The organism is Paenibacillus etheri, from assembly GCF_001012825.1.
GTDB classification, from domain to species: domain Bacteria; phylum Bacillota; class Bacilli; order Paenibacillales; family Paenibacillaceae; genus Paenibacillus_AQ; species Paenibacillus_AQ etheri.
The window spans coordinates 195,128-213,065 of sequence record NZ_LCZJ02000033.1; the positions used below are offsets into that span (position 1 = coordinate 195,128).

General features: G+C 45.4%; 20 protein-coding genes and 1 pseudogene. 11 read left to right on the plus strand and 10 right to left on the minus strand.

The genetic code is table 11. The features are described from left to right. Window positions 1-4 precede the first annotated feature (4 nt). From UQ64_RS20575 to UQ64_RS20600, 6 genes are all read left to right on the plus strand, one after another. Window positions 5-2,623 (plus strand): FAD-dependent oxidoreductase, encoded by a 2,619-nt coding sequence (locus UQ64_RS20575; RefSeq protein ID WP_060625342.1) that lies wholly within the window; start codon window positions 5-7, stop codon window positions 2,621-2,623. Between the two features lie 156 nt (window positions 2,624-2,779). Further along, window positions 2,780-3,472, plus strand: coding sequence for a response regulator transcription factor (locus UQ64_RS20580; protein WP_060625343.1), 693 nt, complete (start codon window positions 2,780-2,782; stop codon window positions 3,470-3,472). Window positions 3,473-3,554: 82 nt separating this feature from the next. Beyond that, complete coding sequence (locus UQ64_RS20585) at window positions 3,555-4,478, plus strand: ABC transporter ATP-binding protein (RefSeq protein ID WP_060625344.1); 924 nt, start codon at window positions 3,555-3,557, stop codon at window positions 4,476-4,478. Then, window positions 4,471-5,232, plus strand: coding sequence for an ABC transporter permease (locus tag UQ64_RS20590; RefSeq protein ID WP_060625345.1), 762 nt, complete (start codon window positions 4,471-4,473; stop codon window positions 5,230-5,232). Before UQ64_RS20585 ends, UQ64_RS20590 begins: the two co-directional genes overlap by 8 nt. A gap of 20 nt (window positions 5,233-5,252) precedes the next feature. Further along, window positions 5,253-6,179, plus strand: coding sequence for a sensor histidine kinase (locus UQ64_RS20595; RefSeq protein ID WP_245238124.1), 927 nt, complete (start codon window positions 5,253-5,255; stop codon window positions 6,177-6,179). Between the two features lie 182 nt (window positions 6,180-6,361). Then, the gene (locus tag UQ64_RS20600; RefSeq protein ID WP_245238126.1) at window positions 6,362-6,736 is read left to right on the plus strand and encodes an integrase core domain-containing protein; all 375 of its coding nucleotides are present in this window, start codon (window positions 6,362-6,364) and stop codon (window positions 6,734-6,736) included. 55 nt (window positions 6,737-6,791) lie between these two features. On the opposite strand, the gene UQ64_RS20605 is transcribed toward UQ64_RS20600, so the two are convergent. Then, on the minus strand, window positions 6,792-7,250 hold the full coding sequence (locus UQ64_RS20605) for an Lrp/AsnC family transcriptional regulator (protein WP_060625346.1): 459 nt from the start codon (window positions 7,248-7,250) through the stop codon (window positions 6,792-6,794). Between the two features lie 172 nt (window positions 7,251-7,422). On the opposite strand from UQ64_RS20605, the gene UQ64_RS20610 reads away from it, so the two are divergent. After that, entirely contained in the window at window positions 7,423-8,598 is a 1,176-nt protein-coding gene (locus UQ64_RS20610) for a serine hydrolase domain-containing protein (protein ID WP_245238127.1), read from the plus strand. Window positions 8,599-8,718: 120 nt separating this feature from the next. Continuing rightward, a complete protein-coding gene (locus tag UQ64_RS20615) occupies window positions 8,719-9,927 on the plus strand; it encodes an MFS transporter (protein WP_060625347.1) in 1,209 nt (402 codons plus the stop codon). A 219-nt stretch (window positions 9,928-10,146) separates the two neighbouring features. Here UQ64_RS20615 and UQ64_RS20620 read toward each other — a convergent pair whose 3' ends face one another. From UQ64_RS20620 to UQ64_RS20630, 3 genes are all read right to left on the minus strand, one after another. Continuing rightward, window positions 10,147-10,413 (minus strand): serine hydrolase domain-containing protein, encoded by a 267-nt coding sequence (locus UQ64_RS20620; protein ID WP_156417622.1) that lies wholly within the window; start codon window positions 10,411-10,413, stop codon window positions 10,147-10,149. Between the two features lie 14 nt (window positions 10,414-10,427). Then, window positions 10,428-11,150: a serine hydrolase domain-containing protein gene (locus tag UQ64_RS20625; protein ID WP_060625349.1), complete on the minus strand. Its 723-nt coding sequence runs from the start codon at window positions 11,148-11,150 to the stop codon at window positions 10,428-10,430. Window positions 11,151-11,338: 188 nt separating this feature from the next. Continuing rightward, window positions 11,339-12,172, minus strand: a complete 834-nt coding sequence (locus UQ64_RS20630; RefSeq protein WP_060625350.1) for a metallophosphoesterase family protein — start codon at window positions 12,170-12,172, stop codon at window positions 11,339-11,341. A gap of 80 nt (window positions 12,173-12,252) precedes the next feature. Here UQ64_RS20630 and UQ64_RS20635 point away from each other — a divergent pair. Further along, window positions 12,253-12,489, plus strand: a pseudogene (locus tag UQ64_RS20635) (iron chelate uptake ABC transporter family permease subunit); the annotation flags it as partial. Between the two features lie 142 nt (window positions 12,490-12,631). Here UQ64_RS20635 and UQ64_RS20640 read toward each other — a convergent pair. Further along, a complete protein-coding gene (locus tag UQ64_RS20640) occupies window positions 12,632-12,928 on the minus strand; it encodes an SDR family NAD(P)-dependent oxidoreductase (protein ID WP_082651223.1) in 297 nt (98 codons plus the stop codon). On the opposite strand from UQ64_RS20640, the gene UQ64_RS20645 reads away from it, so the two are divergent. Further along, window positions 12,903-13,142 carry a hypothetical protein gene (locus UQ64_RS20645; protein WP_060625352.1) on the plus strand — a complete coding sequence of 80 codons (240 nt, stop codon included), beginning with the start codon at window positions 12,903-12,905 and terminating at the stop codon, window positions 13,140-13,142. The two genes, UQ64_RS20640 and UQ64_RS20645, sit on opposite strands and share 26 nt — an antisense overlap. 106 nt (window positions 13,143-13,248) lie before the next feature. Here UQ64_RS20645 and UQ64_RS30995 read toward each other — a convergent pair whose 3' ends face one another. Further along, window positions 13,249-13,386 carry a TetR-like C-terminal domain-containing protein gene (locus UQ64_RS30995; protein ID WP_156417624.1) on the minus strand — a complete coding sequence of 46 codons (138 nt, stop codon included), beginning with the start codon at window positions 13,384-13,386 and terminating at the stop codon, window positions 13,249-13,251. 196 nt (window positions 13,387-13,582) lie between these two features. Here UQ64_RS30995 and UQ64_RS20650 point away from each other — a divergent pair, with 196 nt between their 5' ends. Beyond that, a complete protein-coding gene (locus tag UQ64_RS20650; protein WP_342447599.1) occupies window positions 13,583-13,828 on the plus strand; it encodes a hypothetical protein in 246 nt (81 codons plus the stop codon). Between the two features lie 131 nt (window positions 13,829-13,959). Here UQ64_RS20650 and UQ64_RS20655 read toward each other — a convergent pair whose 3' ends face one another. The 4 genes from UQ64_RS20655 to UQ64_RS20670 form a co-directional block, all read right to left on the minus strand. After that, window positions 13,960-14,946 carry a stalk domain-containing protein gene (locus UQ64_RS20655; protein ID WP_209445848.1) on the minus strand — a complete coding sequence of 329 codons (987 nt, stop codon included), beginning with the start codon at window positions 14,944-14,946 and terminating at the stop codon, window positions 13,960-13,962. Window positions 14,947-15,232: 286 nt separating this feature from the next. Next, window positions 15,233-16,105: a hypothetical protein gene (locus UQ64_RS20660; protein WP_060625355.1), complete on the minus strand. Its 873-nt coding sequence runs from the start codon at window positions 16,103-16,105 to the stop codon at window positions 15,233-15,235. 82 nt (window positions 16,106-16,187) lie between these two features. After that, entirely contained in the window at window positions 16,188-17,321 is a 1,134-nt protein-coding gene (locus tag UQ64_RS20665; RefSeq protein WP_060625356.1) for a DUF4367 domain-containing protein, read from the minus strand. Next, window positions 17,303-17,860 carry an RNA polymerase sigma factor gene (locus UQ64_RS20670; protein ID WP_245238130.1) on the minus strand — a complete coding sequence of 186 codons (558 nt, stop codon included), beginning with the start codon at window positions 17,858-17,860 and terminating at the stop codon, window positions 17,303-17,305. Before UQ64_RS20670 ends, UQ64_RS20665 begins: the two co-directional genes overlap by 19 nt. Between the last annotated feature and the right edge of the window lie 78 nt (window positions 17,861-17,938).

The following is a 17,938-nucleotide window of genomic DNA, read 5'->3' on the forward strand; positions in this document are numbered from 1 at the left end:
CATCATGAGTAAAAAAGTACTGATTGTCGGAGGAGTTGCAGGAGGCGCATCAGCGGCCGCCAGGCTTCGGAGATTAGATGAAGAGGCTCATATCATAATGTTTGAGCGTGATCCGTACATTTCTTTTGCCAACTGCGGACTGCCATATTATATCGGAGGCTCCATTCAGGATCGCTCCAAGCTGCTGGTTCAGACACCAGAGGCGATGCATAAACGTTTTAACATCGATGTTCGGATTCAAAGCGAAGTGGTGTCTATCGACCCTGTGAACAAGAAAGTACGAGTAGAAAGCATAGAAAAAGGCTCCTATGAAGAGAGCTACGATGCGCTTATTTTATCGCCTGGTGCTAAACCGATTCGTCCGAATTTGCCCGGTATCGAGAGTTCCAAAATTCACATGCTGCGCAACATTCCCGACACTGACAAAATCAAAGCTAAAGTGGCAGCCGAAGGCACTCGTTCCGCCGTTGTGATCGGTGGTGGATTTATCGGTGTGGAAATGGCTGAGAACCTCAGAGAAGCAGGTCTGGAAGTATCCTTGATCGAGGCGGGTCCGCAAATCTTAGCTCCGTTCGATACTGAAATGTCTTCTATTTTGGCAAAAGAACTCGACGAGCATGGCGTTAATCTTATTTTTTCCGATATGGTCCAAGGTTTTGCTGAGGTGGGAGAACAAATACAGGTTCAATTAGCGAGTGGCACTGTGCTGCAAAGTGATATGGTTCTGCTGGCTATCGGCGTTTCGCCGGATACCTCTTTCCTGAAGGATAGTGGTTTAGAGTTCGGTCCACGCGGCCACATCTTGGTCAACGAGCGCATGGAGACAAATTTGGATCAAGTGTACGCTGTAGGTGACGCGGTTGAGGTGGTTGATTTTGTAAACGGAACGAAAACCGCTATTCCACTAGCAGGCCCCGCCAATAAGCAAGGACGGATTGCAGCGGACAATGTTAGCGGTCTAGGTACTTCTTACAAAGGTTCCCAAGGCACTTCTATCATTAAAGTATTTGGTGTGACAGGCGCTTCTACCGGTAATAACGAAAAAACGCTACAACGCTTGGGCTTACCTTATCACGTGATTTATGTTCATCCAAGCTCTCATGCAACTTATTATCCGGGGGCAACTCCAATATCAATGAAGCTGATTTTTGATCCAAAAGGTACGGTGCTCGGTGCACAAGCTGTTGGTTATAGTGGAGTAGATAAACGTATCGACGATATCGCTACAGTGATTCGCTTTAGAGGTACGGTTACTGATTTAACGGAATTGGAGCTTTCTTATGCCCCTCCTTACTCTTCGGCTAAAGATCCAGTGAATATGGCTGGCTTTGCCGCTGAAAATATTTTGAAAGGCATGACCACAGTATTCGTTCCTAAGGATTTAGAAGGTCGTGACCACAACAATACCATTTTAGTTGACGTACGTTCGGAAATCGAGCATGCCAACGGCCATATTGAAGGCTCTATTAACATCCCTGTAGATGATCTGCGTGGTCGTCTAGCCGAGCTTGACCCTAGTAAAGAAATTTGGGTGTATTGCCAAGTTGGACTTAGAGGCTACACCGCTTCCCGCATTTTGCAGCAAAAGGGTTTCCGTGTGAAGAATCTGACCGGAGGCTTTAAGACGTATCAACTGAGCAAATATTCGCCTGAAAAAAAAGATTGCCTGACGCCAAACGTCGGTATTTCAGCAGCCCGTAAAGAAATCGCAGCAGCAGTAGCACCGACAGGAACGGGGACTGGCACTAGCAATAATTCTGCCGCAATTGGAACTGGAACAGCTACAGTTAACGGGTTAGCTACAGTCAATACCAATATTGCAGCTTTTGCGGCCAACTCCAGCGCCACTGCATCCGTCCCAGTCGAACAAGAACTGGATTTAACACCTGATTCCGTGCTTGATGCTTGTGGACTGTGCTGCCCCGGACCGCTGATTCAAGTCAAGATGAGCATCGACCCGCTCTTGGACGGACAAATTTTGAAGGTAACGGCTTCCGATCCGGGATTCTATGAAGATATCAAGGCATGGGCTCGCATGTCTAAGCACACGCTTTTGCAATTAACAAAGCTGCCTACTGGTATGATCGAAGCTTATCTGCGCAAAGGATTGAACGAAGAATCCGCCCCAACAGGAGCACAACCTGTCCAAACTAGCAACGCAAGCACAATGGTTGTTTTTAGCGGGGATTTGGATAAAGCGATCGCTTCCTTCATCATTGCTAATGGAGCAGCCTCCAGTGGCAAAAAAGTGACGATGTTCTTTACCTTCTGGGGCCTCAATATTATCCGTAAAGATGAGAAAGTGCCTGTGAACAAGAATTTCATCGGCAAAATGTTCGGAGCGATGATGCCGCGCGGCAGCCGGAAGCTAACGCTTTCGAATATGAACATGATGGGGATGGGCTCCAAAATGATTCGCTCTGTAATGAAGAACAATAATGTCTCTTCTTTGGAAGAATTGATTCAGATGGCTGTCGACCAAGGCGTCGAGATCGTCGCCTGCCAAATGTCTATGGATCTTATGGGCATCACCCGTGAAGAACTAATCGACGGCGTAGGAATCGGCGGCGTAGGATATTACCTCGGCCAAGCCGATCAATCTAGTCATAATCTATTTATCTAAATACCTTAACACCGCAAAGAGACTCCTCTATTTAAATAGAAGAGTCTCTTTGTTATTAAATTGGCTGGATCTGGATACAGAATCTAAAACCTGCTATCCTATTTAATAGGCATTCATCCGAATAACGACCTATTTTAGGTGGAAAAAGGAGATTAAATGAATAACCTGATACATATTCTCGTTGCTGAAGACGACAGCGACATCAACCGATTGCTGTGCAGCATTATTAAGAAAAGCGGCTACATTCCCCAACCTGCTTACTCGGGAACGGAGGCACTTCTCTATCTGGAGCAACGTCAATGGAGTATGCTGCTACTGGATCTGATGCTGCCTGGCATGTCGGGAGAGGAACTACTTGAGAAGATTGCCGGGCGGGACGATATGTCAGTAATTATCATTTCAGCCAAGGGTGAGCCCCAGACCAAGGTGTCTGCCCTGCGGGCGGGGGCGGATGATTTCATTACGAAACCCTTCGACGTTGAGGAAGTCTCTGCACGGATCGATTCTCATCTACGGTTGTATTCACGGATTGCGCAATCGGCTTTGCCTAACGTGCTCCAGCATCAGGGCCTTGTACTTCATCGAGATGCGATGTCGGTTACGGCAAATGGAGCGGAACTGACGCTCACGGCTCTAGAGTTTGAGATTCTCTCGTTGCTTTTGTCGGCCCCTAAGAAGGTGTTCACAAAAGCGAATTTGTACGAAAGGGTCTGGCACGAGCCATATTACGGGGACGACAATACGGTCAATGTCCATATGAGCAATTTGCGCAGCAAGCTAACCAAGGCCGCACCAGGAAGCGAATTTATCGAGACGGTATGGGGCATAGGTTATCGGCTCAAGCCTTAAGACATTCTTAAGATTTGGCTTTAGCTCTTCTTATGTTTTCAATTCTATACTTGGTCTATCACGAAAAGGAGGCCAAGACGAGATGTACGAATATGTATTAAAAACAAATCAGCTATCCAAAAAGTTCAAGGGCCATACAGCGCTGGACAAAGTCAATTTGTCAATCCGTAAAGGCTCTATTTATGGTTTTATTGGGCAAAATGGAGCTGGAAAATCAACATTAATCCGTATGGTGACCGGACTTGCTTTTCCGACTCAGGGGACGATCGAGCTGTTCGGAGCCAATGAAGAGCAGGCCCTGATCCAGGCTCGTAAGCGAATCGGCTCAATTATCGAGAGCCCCGCTTTGTTCCCCCATATGACTGCAAGCGAAAATTTAGAAGCAAACCGGATTCTACGCGGTATTCCCGGCAAAGATTGCGTTCCTAGAATGCTAGAGCAGGTTGGACTGCAGGGCGCCGGCAAAAAGAAAGCCAAAAATTTCTCGCTGGGAATGAAACAGCGGCTAGGTCTTGCCATCGCCTTGCTGGGAGATCCAGAATTTCTGATTCTGGACGAGCCAACCAATGGGTTGGATCCGATGGGTGTCGTCGAAATGCGCGAACTGCTCAAGCGGCTAAACCGTGAGCTGGGCATTACGATAATGATCTCAAGTCATATTCTAAGTGAGTTGCATTTAATGGCAAGTCATTATGGTATTATTCATCGCGGTCAGTTGCTTGAACAACTCACTGCGGAGGAATTGAACGAGAAATGTCAGCAGTACTTGTTTATCAAAGTGGATGATCCGGGCAAGGCAACAGCCGTCATTCAGAACGAGCTGGGTACGGCCGATTTCGAAGTGATGCAGGATGGAACCATCAAGTTGTATAGCCGCATTGAGCAGCCAGGTAAAGTATCAACAGCGTTATTCTCCGCGGGTCTCGAAATCGAGAAGTTTATGCCTATGGGTGAAGACTTGGAAAGTTATTTTACGAAGCGAATTGGGGGGAATCCAAATGTATAATCTGATCAGAGTTGAGTTTTTCAAGCTCCGTAAGAATAGATCATTTTGGACTTTTCTATTAGCACTTTCCGTCCTCTCGCTTGCTTACCCATTGCTATATTATTTTGATCATCGGTCCAATGGGGAACCTCAGATCACCGGTGCCGAATTTCTGACTACCTTTATTTCAAGCAATGCCTACATTATTAAATTCGGCGTAGCCATTCTGGCGGGATTCTTCATCTCTAACGAATATTCCACAGGGGTCATGAAGACAATCGCATCATCGGGCAACACCAGAGGGAGACTGTTCGCGGCAAAACTTATCGTATTCGCAGTTGGAGCCATGGCGATTTCTCTCATCTTTCCTATGGTCAGCACAGCCGAAGTCACGCTGCTTTCGGGCTTCGGTCAACTGCCGGAAGGAAGCACTGCACTTTTCATACCGCGCGCCCTCGGTCTAACGTTATTGTACACGGCTGGTTACGCAGCGATCGGCGCGCTGTTCACCGTAATTCTTACCGACAGCGGCAAAACTATCGGCTTCTCAATGATTTTCTTCCTTATGATCGATACAGTTTTGGCTGGTATAGGTTCGAAGATCTCTTTCTTTAGTAATTTGTACGATTATTCCATCTTCAAACTGGTAGGCGATATAGGTAAGCCCAGTATCGACAGCGGAGATTGGCTAGCACTTCTACTTGTACCGTTGTTAACAATTGCCGTTTCCGGGATGCTCGGTATTCTCGTATTCCACAGAAAAGAAATCAAATAACACATCGGAGGTGCAGGAGAGTGCTGCTTATTCTGACAATCATATTGTTTGCGGCAGGGTCTCTCCTGCTTGTCCGTCTGTTGATGTTAAGGCGAGAGCTAGGGCGGATGACAACGCAATTGCATACCTACAACGAACGTGCAACCGGTAAAAAAATCAATGTGGCTCTATTCGACCAGAAGCTTGAGGCGCTTGCGGGACAAATCAATCGTCAATCTGATTTAATCGTCGAAGCGGAAGCCCAACGAAAACGTGTCGAACAAGAATTCCGTCAGGCCGTAGCAAATATTTCTCATGATATTCGTACACCACTCACCTCCATCTTCGGTTATATTCAACTGTTGGAGGATGAGTCTATTACCCCTGATGAGAAGCTTGAATATGTTGCCATCGTTAAAAACCGGACGAAACGGCTGCAGGCACTGCTGAATGATTTTTTTGAGCTTTCCTTGATCGAATCGCTAGATTATCCTCTACATACCGAAAAGCTTGGAATGACTGTCCTACTCTCGGAAATTCTGGTCGGATTTTACGATTCGTTCAACGATCGCAACATTACACCGGATATACGGCTACCTGAGGAAAATGTGTCCGTATACGCCGATGAATCCGCTGTGCGGAGAGTTATAGAGAATTTGCTTGTCAATACGGTCAAACATACGACCGGGTATGTGGGAATCAGTTTCAACCGCCAGCAGGAAACAGCAGATTTAACGATTGTAAACGATGCTAAGGATTTAGCCGGAAGCGATGTTAACCTCTTATTTGACCGATTCTATACCGCAGACCGTACCCGATCTTCTCAAGCCTCCGGGCTGGGTCTCTCCATCGCCAAAAGTCTGATGAATAAAATGGGTGGCACGCTGACAGCCGAACTGGAAGGTGAGAAACTGATAATGACCTGCCGTTGGAAACTAGGCGATGCTGGCATTGGCTTGGCTACTTAATTCAATTTATATTTGGTCTAGGCTAACCATTGTTCTAACTCGTTTATGGAATGTAGCCCATTCTTGATAGCCAATGGCCTGCAGGTTTTTCAGAACTTCTTCGAACTGATCTCCCACCCGTTCAGGTTTATGTGCATCTGATCCAATCGTGATCTTAACACCATGAAACAGAGCCCTCTCTAATGAGTGCTAGGAATGACAATGAACTGGTTCTCCGAACCTTTGAGCAGGCGTGGACTCAGCAAAAAGACGTGACCGGACTGATCGTTCACAGCGATCAGGGATTCCAGTACACGTCTCATGCATACCACGACATGCTGCCAAAGGTTGGGGCCCGAAACAGCATGTCACGCCGGGGCAATTGTTATGACAATGCCTCCATGGAGAGCTTCTTCTCGCATCTCAAAACGGAAGGACTCTATCCATATCATATCCGAAATATGGATGAGGCACAAAAGAAAATTGAAGATTACATTCGATTTTATAACCAACATCGGCCACAACGAAAACTAAATAAGCTGCCCCCGGTAGAGTACCGGAAACAGCTTATTGTCTAGGGTCTTTTTTCAGTGTCTATAAAATAGGGGCTTGACCATCAAGTGATGTTCAATTCTAACTAAGCAAGTTGATGCTTGCTTCTTCAAGCGATGGGATAAGAAATTTATGATCGATTGGCGATGACATCACAATAAGAATCGTGTAGGTACCGTATTTGTCACATTGATTTCCGAACTCCTCAAGGGCTCGTGTAGAGTCGGTTACTACTTTCAACAAGTAGTTGTGTTCTCCGCTTATACGGTAACATTCGACGACATCAGGACTGGAGCGGCAGAAATCAAGAAATGCATTACAATCCCTAGAATGAAATAACATGTAGGCAGCAGCATGTTTTCCAATCTTTTCAGGGGAAATTATGGTGCGATATTCGCTGATGATACCTTTTTCCTCCATACGCCTAACTCTTTCCGTCACTGCAGGTTGTGATAATCCTACACATTTCCCCAGCTCTGTCATAGAAATTCTCGCTTGATTTTGAAGATGAAAGAGAATTTGCTTATCAACATGGTCCATCAAAATCGTCTCCTTTAAATTTAAGGTGTTCTATATAAACTAGCTTGTAATTAACCGTTATAAAGCTAATTTAACTTAGTTGCCTTATGTAATCAAGATAACTTGTTATATATAATAACCCTACAATAGTAAAGTGTTCATGGCTTTAACTATTCCGAAGGGATGAAGACTGTTGAGTATATTGGATTCAAACAAAATAATTACAGATTGTTTATCAGGTCGCATCGATGAAGTAATCGATCGAACCCTTGCTGACAAGCGCCTGGTCGGTGCTGTCATTAAAGTGGCGATAGATGGGGAACTGGTTTATAGCCGCGCTGCCGGTTTTGCCGACCGCGAGATGAGCCGACTTATGCGAGAAGATGCCTTATTCCGGCTCGCCTCAGTTACTAAACCTATCGTTTCAACAGCAGCCCTAGCATTAGTTGCGCAAGGTCGCCTGCAGCTGGACGACCGCGTTGATCGTTGGCTTCCAGAGTTTCGGCCACGTTTGCAGAATGGCGAGTTGGCGACCTTGACGATTCGTCATTTGATGACGCACACCGCAGGCCTGTCTTACCGATTCTTTCAAGAAGAGAAGGGTTCCTATCAGTCTGCAGGGGTATCAGATGGTATGGATCAGTCCGGCATCACATTGGAAGAGAACCTGCGTCGTCTTGCCTCTGTCCCCCTCCTCTATACGCCAGGTACCGAGTGGAAATATTCCATCGCGACAGATGTGCTAGGAGCAGTAATTGCAAAGGTCACAGAAACACCGCTCAGTGAGGCTGTACATTCACTCGTAACAAAGCCGCTTGGCATGAGCGACACGGGTTTCATTGCAGTTGATCGAGAACGACTGGCCACTTCCTATACCAATGCTGCTCCAGAGCCTCGGCCCTTACTTGATCCCGACAGTATTGCCTTTGTGGAGGGAACGGCTGGGTTCCTGCTTGCCCCTGGCCGAGCACTTGACACTACTGCCTATCATTCTGGAGGAGCTGGCATGGTCGGCAGCGCCGGAGATTTTTTGCAACTGCTGGAGACATTACGTAAGGGCGGAGCACCGCTGCTACCGGAGTCTCTGGTTCACGATATGACGACCAACCAGATCGGTGATCTGCCAATGGCCTTCTGGCCAGGACGAGGCTTTGGCCTAGGTATTACGGTACTAAAGGACCCTGTCGCCGCAGACACTCCGGAATCCCCGGGTACTTGGCGCATGGGTGGCACCTATGGTCACTCGTGGTTCGTCGATCCCAAGCAACGCCTCAGTGTCGTGGCTTTCACTAATACCGCACTGGAAGGCATGTCGGGTCAGTTTACTGTAGACCTTTGTGATGCCATTTATGATAGACGTAATAAATAGAGCAAGAACACAAGGAGCCTTGTTCCGGAATGAACCGGCCTAGGCACTCTGTCTAGTAGACCCTATTCGTCGTGTATATCATTGAGTTTGCTAAAATTATATAAGAGAGGTGCTACTCCTATGAGCCAAAACACATCTTCTGCCACACAAAGTGCCTCCAGCACTCCCTCTTCTGAACGTCTGCCATGGGCTGGATTACTCGCCCTGGCTATGACGGGGTTTATCTGTATTCTTACCGAAACGATTCCGGCCGGCTTGTTGCTCCAAATAGGTGATGGGCTTGGAGTCTCCGAGGCCCTTGCGGGTCAACTTGTCACTCTGTACGCCCTGGGTTCACTGTTGGCCGCGATTCCCTTAACTACCGTGACGCGTGGATGGCGGCGGCGACCACTGCTACTAATGTGCATCCTTGGTTTTCTCATATTCAACACCGTCACCACTTTTTCTTCCAATTATATACTTACGCTGGCAGCTCGGTTCTTCGCAGGCGTATCCGCTGGAGTCTTATGGGGGATGATAGCAGGTTACGCCCGGCGCATGGTGCCGGAGTCACTCAAGGGACGAGCAATGGCGGTAGCGATGGTTGGCACGCCTCTCGCTCTGGCACTCGGTGTCCCTGCGGGAACACTTCTTGGCACCCTTGTAGGCTGGCGCTCTATCTTCGGGATCATGTCGCTATTGGCTCTGATGCTGGTCGCTTGGGTGTTTTGGAAGCTACCGGACTATCCAGGAGAGGCCCCTGATAAACGGCTCCCTCTCTACAAGGTTTTTGTTATTCCGGGAGTACGGTCGGTACTGTTTGTCGTTCTGGCATGGGTACTAGCACATAACATCTTGTATACCTACATTGCCCCCTATCTTACTCAGGCCGGGCTAACCCAACGCGTTGACTTGGTACTGCTTATTTTCGGCATTACAGCGCTTGCTGGCATCTGGGTCATCGGTATTTTGATCGACCGCAAACTGCGTCCATTGGTTCTGATCAGCCTCGCTGCTTTCGCCTTGTCATCCATTGCACTAGGCATTAGTAGCAGCCAGCCCGTAGTAATCTATTTAGTGGTTGGTGTTTGGGGATTGACGTTCGGAGGAGCGGCTACTTTGCTACAGACAGCCGTTGCCGAAACCGCTGGCGAAAGTGCAGATGTGGCCCAATCGATGTTGGTGACGGCATGGAACCTAGCCATCGGCGGTGGCGGTGTGATGGGTGGGATTCTTATTGAAACACTTGGTGTCCGCTCCTTCCCGTGGGTAATGTTTATACTATTGATTCTTGCACTATTAGTAGCGTGGCAAGCTAAAGAATACGGATTTCCTTCAAGGAAGCGTTAAGCACACCAGAATCATTGAGTTTACGGATAACGGTAGTTGAACAACAGATTTTATAAATAAATAAGCCAGTGGTGTATAATAAATATGACTAATATACGCCACTGGCTTCCTTCTACTTAGTAGCCAAGGCATTAAATTCTTCTTGCAGATCCTTGACCGGATTACAGATCTGTGATCGCTGCCAGAACGGTATTATTGAAGTACTCAACATACATATTTTTAAATGGCTTCTGGAGAGAACAGATCACCACCGTCACGCTTCGTACCGTTAATCGCCCATCTGTACCCCCAATACGCTTCTGAAAAAACCTCGTCTCTATATTGTGAGGATACGCCTGGTATTTGATTGCGGGTCATTTCTTTTACGGTTATCGGACTAAGGAATCGTACTCCGTTATAAATGCCACCATTAAGGAACATCTGGCCAAAAACAGCCAAATCCATAGCCGTGGAGTAAGCGCCGCCCCCCGCAGATACGGAATTCAAATTGTATTCGCTGTCTACCCATTCCGCGCATGCGCCTCTGGTGCACGTCTAACTACTTTGTTCCGCACTTCCATTGGCACACGATAATATGTATTTTCCATGCCAAGCGGTTGAAATATAGTTTCCTTTACGAATACATCATAAGCTTGTCCACTGACACGGCGGATGATTTCTCCCAACAGCTCATAACCATATCCACAATAAGACATGACCGTACCAGGTTCGTTACTAAGTGGGGCATCATAACCGCCATATAAGTATTTATGCTGATCTGGATCTTGATTAGGTTCGTGTGGAGGGTATTGCCTTTGTTCCTGTTTCTCCTGTCCGTTCATCCAAATGACCTCACCATCCAGACCGGAGGTATGTGTCAACAAATGATGTACGCATACCTTAGTTTTGCCTTCACCTGCAAATTCGGGGATGTAATCGGACACAGGTCTGTTTAGACCTACCTTACCTTGTTCCATTAACATCATAATAGCGGTTGAAGTAAACAGTTTTGTTATGGAGCATATAGGATATATAGCATCTACAGTTAATTCTGCTGCGTCTGGCTCTGGACCGAATTTCCCGTTCGCTTGATGGACCAGTAGCGTCCCTTTTCTCGCAGCAACAATAACTTGTGCCGGTGTGATGTTGTCTTTAACTATTTGCGCGGCTGCTGTACGTATACGTTCTACACCGTAAGCCGACACACCCGCCTGTTCTAACGAATAAAAGGATAGTTTTTTCATGGATAGCCCTCCATAATAAATTTATTCAATACATACATAAACTATTATACAAATATGTTAAGTAATCCTGTTTGCTTACTATTATCCTTTGACCCATGGTTAATGAACTATTCTTAATAAAAGAAAAACGCTAATCTCGGTTTTCTCTCGAAATTTAGCGTTTTATTTTAACCGCATCCTCTTCTTCACTAAGTGACTGCTACCTTAAAAGCATCTACATTTAATGCCGTCTCATTGATGGTCAATGTGGCGTTGTAATACCCTCGATCACCACTCGGCTTACATTTATAATCCCCAGAACATCCGCACACGAAGAATTTAGTCTTGGTATAACCGGGGTATATATTGGTTAGCTTCCGATAAAACAGATGCCCATGATGTGTAAAGATAGCCAGCACTTTATCTCTCACTTTCGTAGGTATGGCCGCAAAAAACTTAGCTGTCTCCGCCGCGCTTAATACATGGCTAGGATCGACCGTGATCCCGCTCACTTTTAAAGGCCAATGGAAATCAATAATATAATAGAAACTATCATCTAGATTCGTCAACAGATTTATACTAGCCGGAGTGAACTTTCCAAGAGCACAATTAAGCCATACATACTTCACCTTGCCTTGTGTTCCCGGGAAATTCATTTGTCCCTCGACTCTTCCTAAATATTGCGTGAATAAGGACTGGGTACTTGCCTCCCAATTTCCTATTGATGCTTTATAAGGAATGCTCCCGAGTGTGCTTGTTACCGTATCTTTAAAATCCTTGTAGTAAGTATTTGCATTATTTCCATGATTCGCTCCCGCTTGAGTATTATCGCCTCCAAAAATAACAAACCTCTTATTTCCGCTGTTCACTGCCTTCGGCAAAAGATTTCTGAAAATGCTAGAGCTATTCCCATAACCCACATGGCTATCTCCAATAACCGCAAAGTTAATGGTCTGGGCTGTTGCTTTAAGAATCAAACTGCGTTTAGGCTGCAGTCTGGAGGCAGGTCTTCTTTTCCTACTAGGTTTCACCTGTCTTTTCATCTTAGATTCACCTCTTTTAAAAATGGATGAAGGATCATAGTAGTATTTATATTCGATCTACCTTAGGTACTCTTGGACCAATGGATGTGACAGGCGGAATCGCCTTCATCGGACTGATGGCTCCACATATTGCGAAATCACTAGTGGGCCCGCGCAATCAGATGTTTATTCCCGTCGCTGTATTGCTGGGTGGCTGGTTACTTCTGATCGCGGACACCGTTGGCCGCAATCTCGTCGATCCTGACGGTATTCCGGCAGGGATCATGGTATCACTAATCGGCGTACCTTATTTCACTTATTTATTGCTTAAGAAATAAGCAGTTCTATAAACAAAAAAGAGAACCTCTGCATAATTACCGAGGTTCTCTTTACTGACCGTTCCTATCTATATAGGCTGTATAAAAGATTATAACAAAAAGCGAAAAGGATCGGAGGGGAAGTTTGGAACTGTAGGAACGCCTAAATCTTCATATCCTTCCCCGTATAATCTACAAACATGAAATGACCTTCCGGTGTAGTCCGCTTCTCGATCAAGTCCATCATGCCCTCAGCACTTTGGGTCGGATTCGTTGGCGCCTCTGCCCCGCCCATATCCGTATGCATCCAGCCGGGATGCACGCTGAGCACTTGTATCCCGCGTTCTTTTACATACACATGCAGCTGCTGCGAGAACATGTTTAGCGCCATTTTGGAGATGCCATAAGGATAATCGTTCGGATAAGCATTGGTGATGCTACCAGCTGCGCTCGACAACATTAAGGGAACCGAAGAAGATCTTGGAGCTCTAGGTGCTGAGGTGCTGGCCTATACCGATAAAGATCAAGCGCTGACCTGGAATTGGACCCGCCTGCCGAACGGAATGCCACAGGAATTATCCAGCAGCATCCAAGGGTATCTCGGCGGCAAGCTGACCAAAGAAGGTATGCTGAAGGAATTCCAAATCAACTGGGATAATCTCAGTGTGCAGTGATTTACCCGATCTAAATACGACAGACAGCCGCGTAACGATGCGTGACTTTTTCTTTTGATCGTATTCATTTCATTGCTCTCTGTTGGTCATTACTCGGAACCCGCTGTTAGTTAGCACGCAGCATACTAATTTGTCTGGCAAGATACACAGGCGTATAGGGCATGTCATCACGAAGCCAAGAAATAACCGTACCAATTAGTGCTGCTGAACCGTACCAGACGGCAATGTCCTTCTGTATGGGCATCTTGGAATGATCAGCGGCATCCTCCTTTTTCTCCTGGTGTGCAGAAATGATTTACGCCATCAAGTTAAACAGGCGAACTGTAAAAATAGGGCTTCGTTTCGACGTGAGTATAACTTTGTAAAACTTCGCATTTTCCGCTTCAAATACCATTCGACAAGTAGCTGGCGCCGTTGGGACTTCCCTGCTCGTCACCGTAATGAAGAGCCGTACTACAACGCATATGAAGGATATGCTGGCCTCTGGCAGCACACAGAACGGAACAAAGGAACATATGACTATGGAAGCATCCATTCAAGGGATCAATGATTCCTATCTAGTGATTGTGGGAATTGGTATCCTCGGTCTGCTGCTATCTTTCTTTATCAAACGTGTTGGGCAAGCGCCTGATCCTGAGCAAGAACCCAAGGTGAAGCTCAAAAAAATCATTGCCAAAGAAGCTTGATATATAGAAGTTATCCGCACTGTTTTAAGCATCATAAAAAAGAGATCAACGATGAATAACATCGTTGATCTCTTTTTAGTCTGATCTTTATTACAACAATTAGCGACCAAACCATCTGCTAACTTGCATAACTATTTCAGTTTAAAATAGATGGACGTTTTGTCGGACTCAAGCTTACTATCTTTTCTATGAAGAACAAGGTTGTTCTCCTTGCCTTTAATTATTGGTAGAATAACTTTACCCGAAGCTTCAAAAGAACCCGGTTTACTTGGGGTGACTTCAGGAAAATCAGCCAACAACTTTTCGATATTTTCTCCGAGAGATCCCTCAAAATAATCACTAGAGCCACCAATATAGTATTGTCCACTGGATGTTTCTACCCCCCAAATGGTAGGTGTAAAACTTGAAAGGAACTTCCGCCCTTGGTCCTGACTACCTTTTACAAGAGTGGCGTTCTTCACCTTAAGCGTTACATCAAGCAGGACATAATCTACAGCTACATCGGGATCAGTGACATGTTCCTCAAACCCAAGAGCATGTAATTGTCCGAGAGTAGTCGACGTAACCTCATTGATAGTGAAAGTATATTGAGCAGATGTTGAATCACCCTTAGGGCTATAATTGTTATCAAGGTCCGTATAAGTAAAAGAAGTACCCAACTTCACTGCATCTGCAAACGAAGCGCCGCTGTTATTGGAAGCCGTAGCGGAAGATGATGCAGCAGGCTTTGGTGTTGCCTGCGGAGTGGACTCGGTTGCAGGCGGAGTAGATACGGTTACTGGCTTCGCAGTAGCTTGTGCAACTGTATTGTCCTTATCCGGTACAACAGATGTTGATGTTCCGCCGTTCGCCGATGTGATCACAACAGCTTGACGACTGTTGTCCCATTTCACAGTTGCCCCCAGCGCTTCAGATACAGCCTTGGCGGATACATAGCTATGTCCCTCATAGATAATTGGGTACATTGTTCCTTCACTACTTGACAGGTTCACTTTCTGATTATCCACTTCAATGCTGATGGCCGCATTCTGATATGCAGAAATCTTCTTCAATGTCGTGTCTGCGTAAGCGACCGCGCCCACAGCCAACAGCATTGAGCTAACTGTAATAATTGACATGACTTTTTTGCTTGTTACCTTTAGCATCTTACACTCTTCTTTCATGTTTATGTATATGAATCCTGAAAATTATATCACTTTATATCGATTTTTGTAAATATTGGTACGATAGGATATTCGTTCTTTATTTGTGAATACTTAAAAAAGACACATTTCCATTCTCCACTGCCACATTTCGCTTTTAATCTCCTAAATAGCGTGAATACTATAAATCTTTATACTCAAACCAAAAAGCAGCCTTGGGGCTGCCTTGATCAAATTAATTAGTAACTGTCTTAGAATCATTCTACGCCGAAGCTTCAATGATCTGTCCTGCCAAAGCAATCAAATCCTCCTTGGTCAGATGTCCACCGGTTTCCCGAATAATATAATTGACACGGGTCTTTGGATTCATCCATGCAACTGACTTGTACTCCATCTTATCAATAGGTGTGTATACTACCTCTTGACCACTCACTTTTAGCTTCTGCGACTGTGCATTTGCTGGTTCGGATTCAACAGTCGTATCCTTAGGTCCTGCAGGTTCGGCAGCGATGGCAAGAACTCCTCTTTTACCATTTTTCTCTGTGGTCATATTATAGATGATGTTGATAGCTGTACGCTTCTCCTGCAATTTCTTTACATATATTTTCTTATCGGACGCCTTACCCTCGGCGATCACTTGATAGTATATCTTATCCTGTTCTTTTTTCGTCATATATGGAGAAACAATTGCCATGAAAAAAATGTAGCCTTCCGGAGGCTCTTGCAATTGCAGTGGCATGGAGGTATTGCCGGCAGCATACTTTTCCACATATTCATTATACGTATTAAACGAAAGGGAATAATATGCACCCGTAGTGGGTGATCCCTTAGCATAGGCTTGATATTCCTTGTCATTAATATACACATATCTGATTTCTCCAGGATTAAGCTTTTCACTTAATGCTTTCTGCTGCAGATCTTTGAGATTTTTGAATTTTTTTTGTTCCTGATCCGTTTTCGCTTTGGCAGCTTCATCAATGCCCTGAGCTATATATTTGACTTCCGCCTTAATGGCGGTTTCTTCCGCAGACTGAGTAACAGACTTCTCGGCATAAGCTTCTCCTTTGAAACCATAGCCTAAACCGAACATTAGGGTCATACTGGTCATGGCAATGAGCATTTTTCTATTATTCATTTTAAATACCTCACCTTCCTGTATATGTAATACTCTTACATAACACTTACGTTACCGGATTCGTGACATCAAATTTCTGTACTTATTTCATCATGTCGGCAGCAATTCGGATAACCTCCTCTTTGGTTAAAGAAGAAGACTCCGGTGCAGCAGTCATATCGTATACTACATTTTGTTCTGGATCCGTCCAGACAAGTCTGTATCTATACCCCAACTTTATTTCATTGTTTGTAGTTTCCGTATAGATCAGTTGGGTTCCGTTAACAAGAATATTCTCTACGTTTGTGGTATTAGTCCTTAGCAAGCTTTCCACCGTTCTGGTCTTTGACTTGATGTGTTTGGCATTAATTCTTACCATACTCCCCCCTTTTTTGTATCTCATCGACGAATAGTCATAATTAATACTGGCCGCAGCTTCTTTTTTCCACATAACCCGGTAACCGCCTTCCAGCTTTATACCATCAGTCAGGGCAAGTAGCTCATTCTCGTTGACCTCAAAATCAGGTTGAATCCATGCTTGATCAAAAACATACCCTTCTGGCAGATACTCCGGGCGTGGCAAATATGGCGCCTTATACTCTTCTGCTTTGGCTAAATAGCTGGAATAATCATTAAATAACATCGCAGGAATAACTCTGCCAAGCTGAGGACGCTCATCTCCGGAATCTTCCTTTTTCAACACGTAAGAAGCGCCCTCTCCCGGAAGTAATAATTTCTCTACAACTCTATATGCCTCTAAATTTTTTTCAGTCAGCAGCTCTTCTTCTTTAGTCGCCACTCTCTGAGGAATTTTTCCCTTTGTGGGAACTAACGGATTCTTAGATACTTCAATCGTCCCCCCTTCCTTCGTTGCAAGAAGCGGCTCATATGGCAGTACTTCATATTGAAATTTGGCAGCTTGCCAGGGGCTTTCCATAAACATAGAATAGCCGCCTCCTACCAAGACAACCAGGATCAGCACCGTTGCCCATCTCCTTACTGGTCTGCTCCACGTGCGCTTACGGTATCGCTTTGCCTCGGTTGCTGGCTCCATTCGATGCATAATATCTGGGATGTCCCCCTCCTGCAAGGGTGGTACAGACTTAACAGCAAGGCGACCATTACCTAGCCCAATGGCTTGCATTACAGAATCATGAACATCAACCAGCAGAAGTTTAGCAGAATTATCCCCCTCCTTCAGAAACAACTCTTCGGAAGTCAATTCGTCCTTACGCATAGTTGTTTCTCCTTTCTTTCAATGACTTCTCTGAGCTTGCACCTTGTCCGCTCGTATCGTTTCCTAACAGTGACCGTACTTTTACCCAGAATTTCACTAATTTCTGCAAATGATTTATCTTCAAAAATGCGTAAAATCAACAGATTGCGTTCCTCCACGCTAAGCTTTTCCAGGGCAGAGGTCACGGATTCACTGAACAACTGATTTTCTACCATTTGTTCAGCGCTTTTAGTGGTTACATCCTGTCTGAGTAATTTTCGCAGCTGATTTTGAAATTTCTTCCGGCGCAATTGATTCAGGCAATGATTATAGGAAACCCTGTAGAGCCACGAGTTAAAACTCACCTGAGACTCAAAATGGCCGATGTTCTGGTAAGCCTTAATAAATATGTCCTGAACCGCATCCTCGGCTTCTTCCTTATTGTTCAACAAGCGAAAGCAGTAGAGGTAGATCCGTTGTTGGTAGAGTCTGATAATATCTGAAAAAAGGTAGACTTCTCCCGCTTGTACCCGCTTTATCTTTTCTTCAATAGAGTCCACGACTGTCTCCTTTCTACTATCAGTACAGTTATAACACTTGAGCGGTCCGTTTCGTGACATTTTTTTCCGTATCAGCTC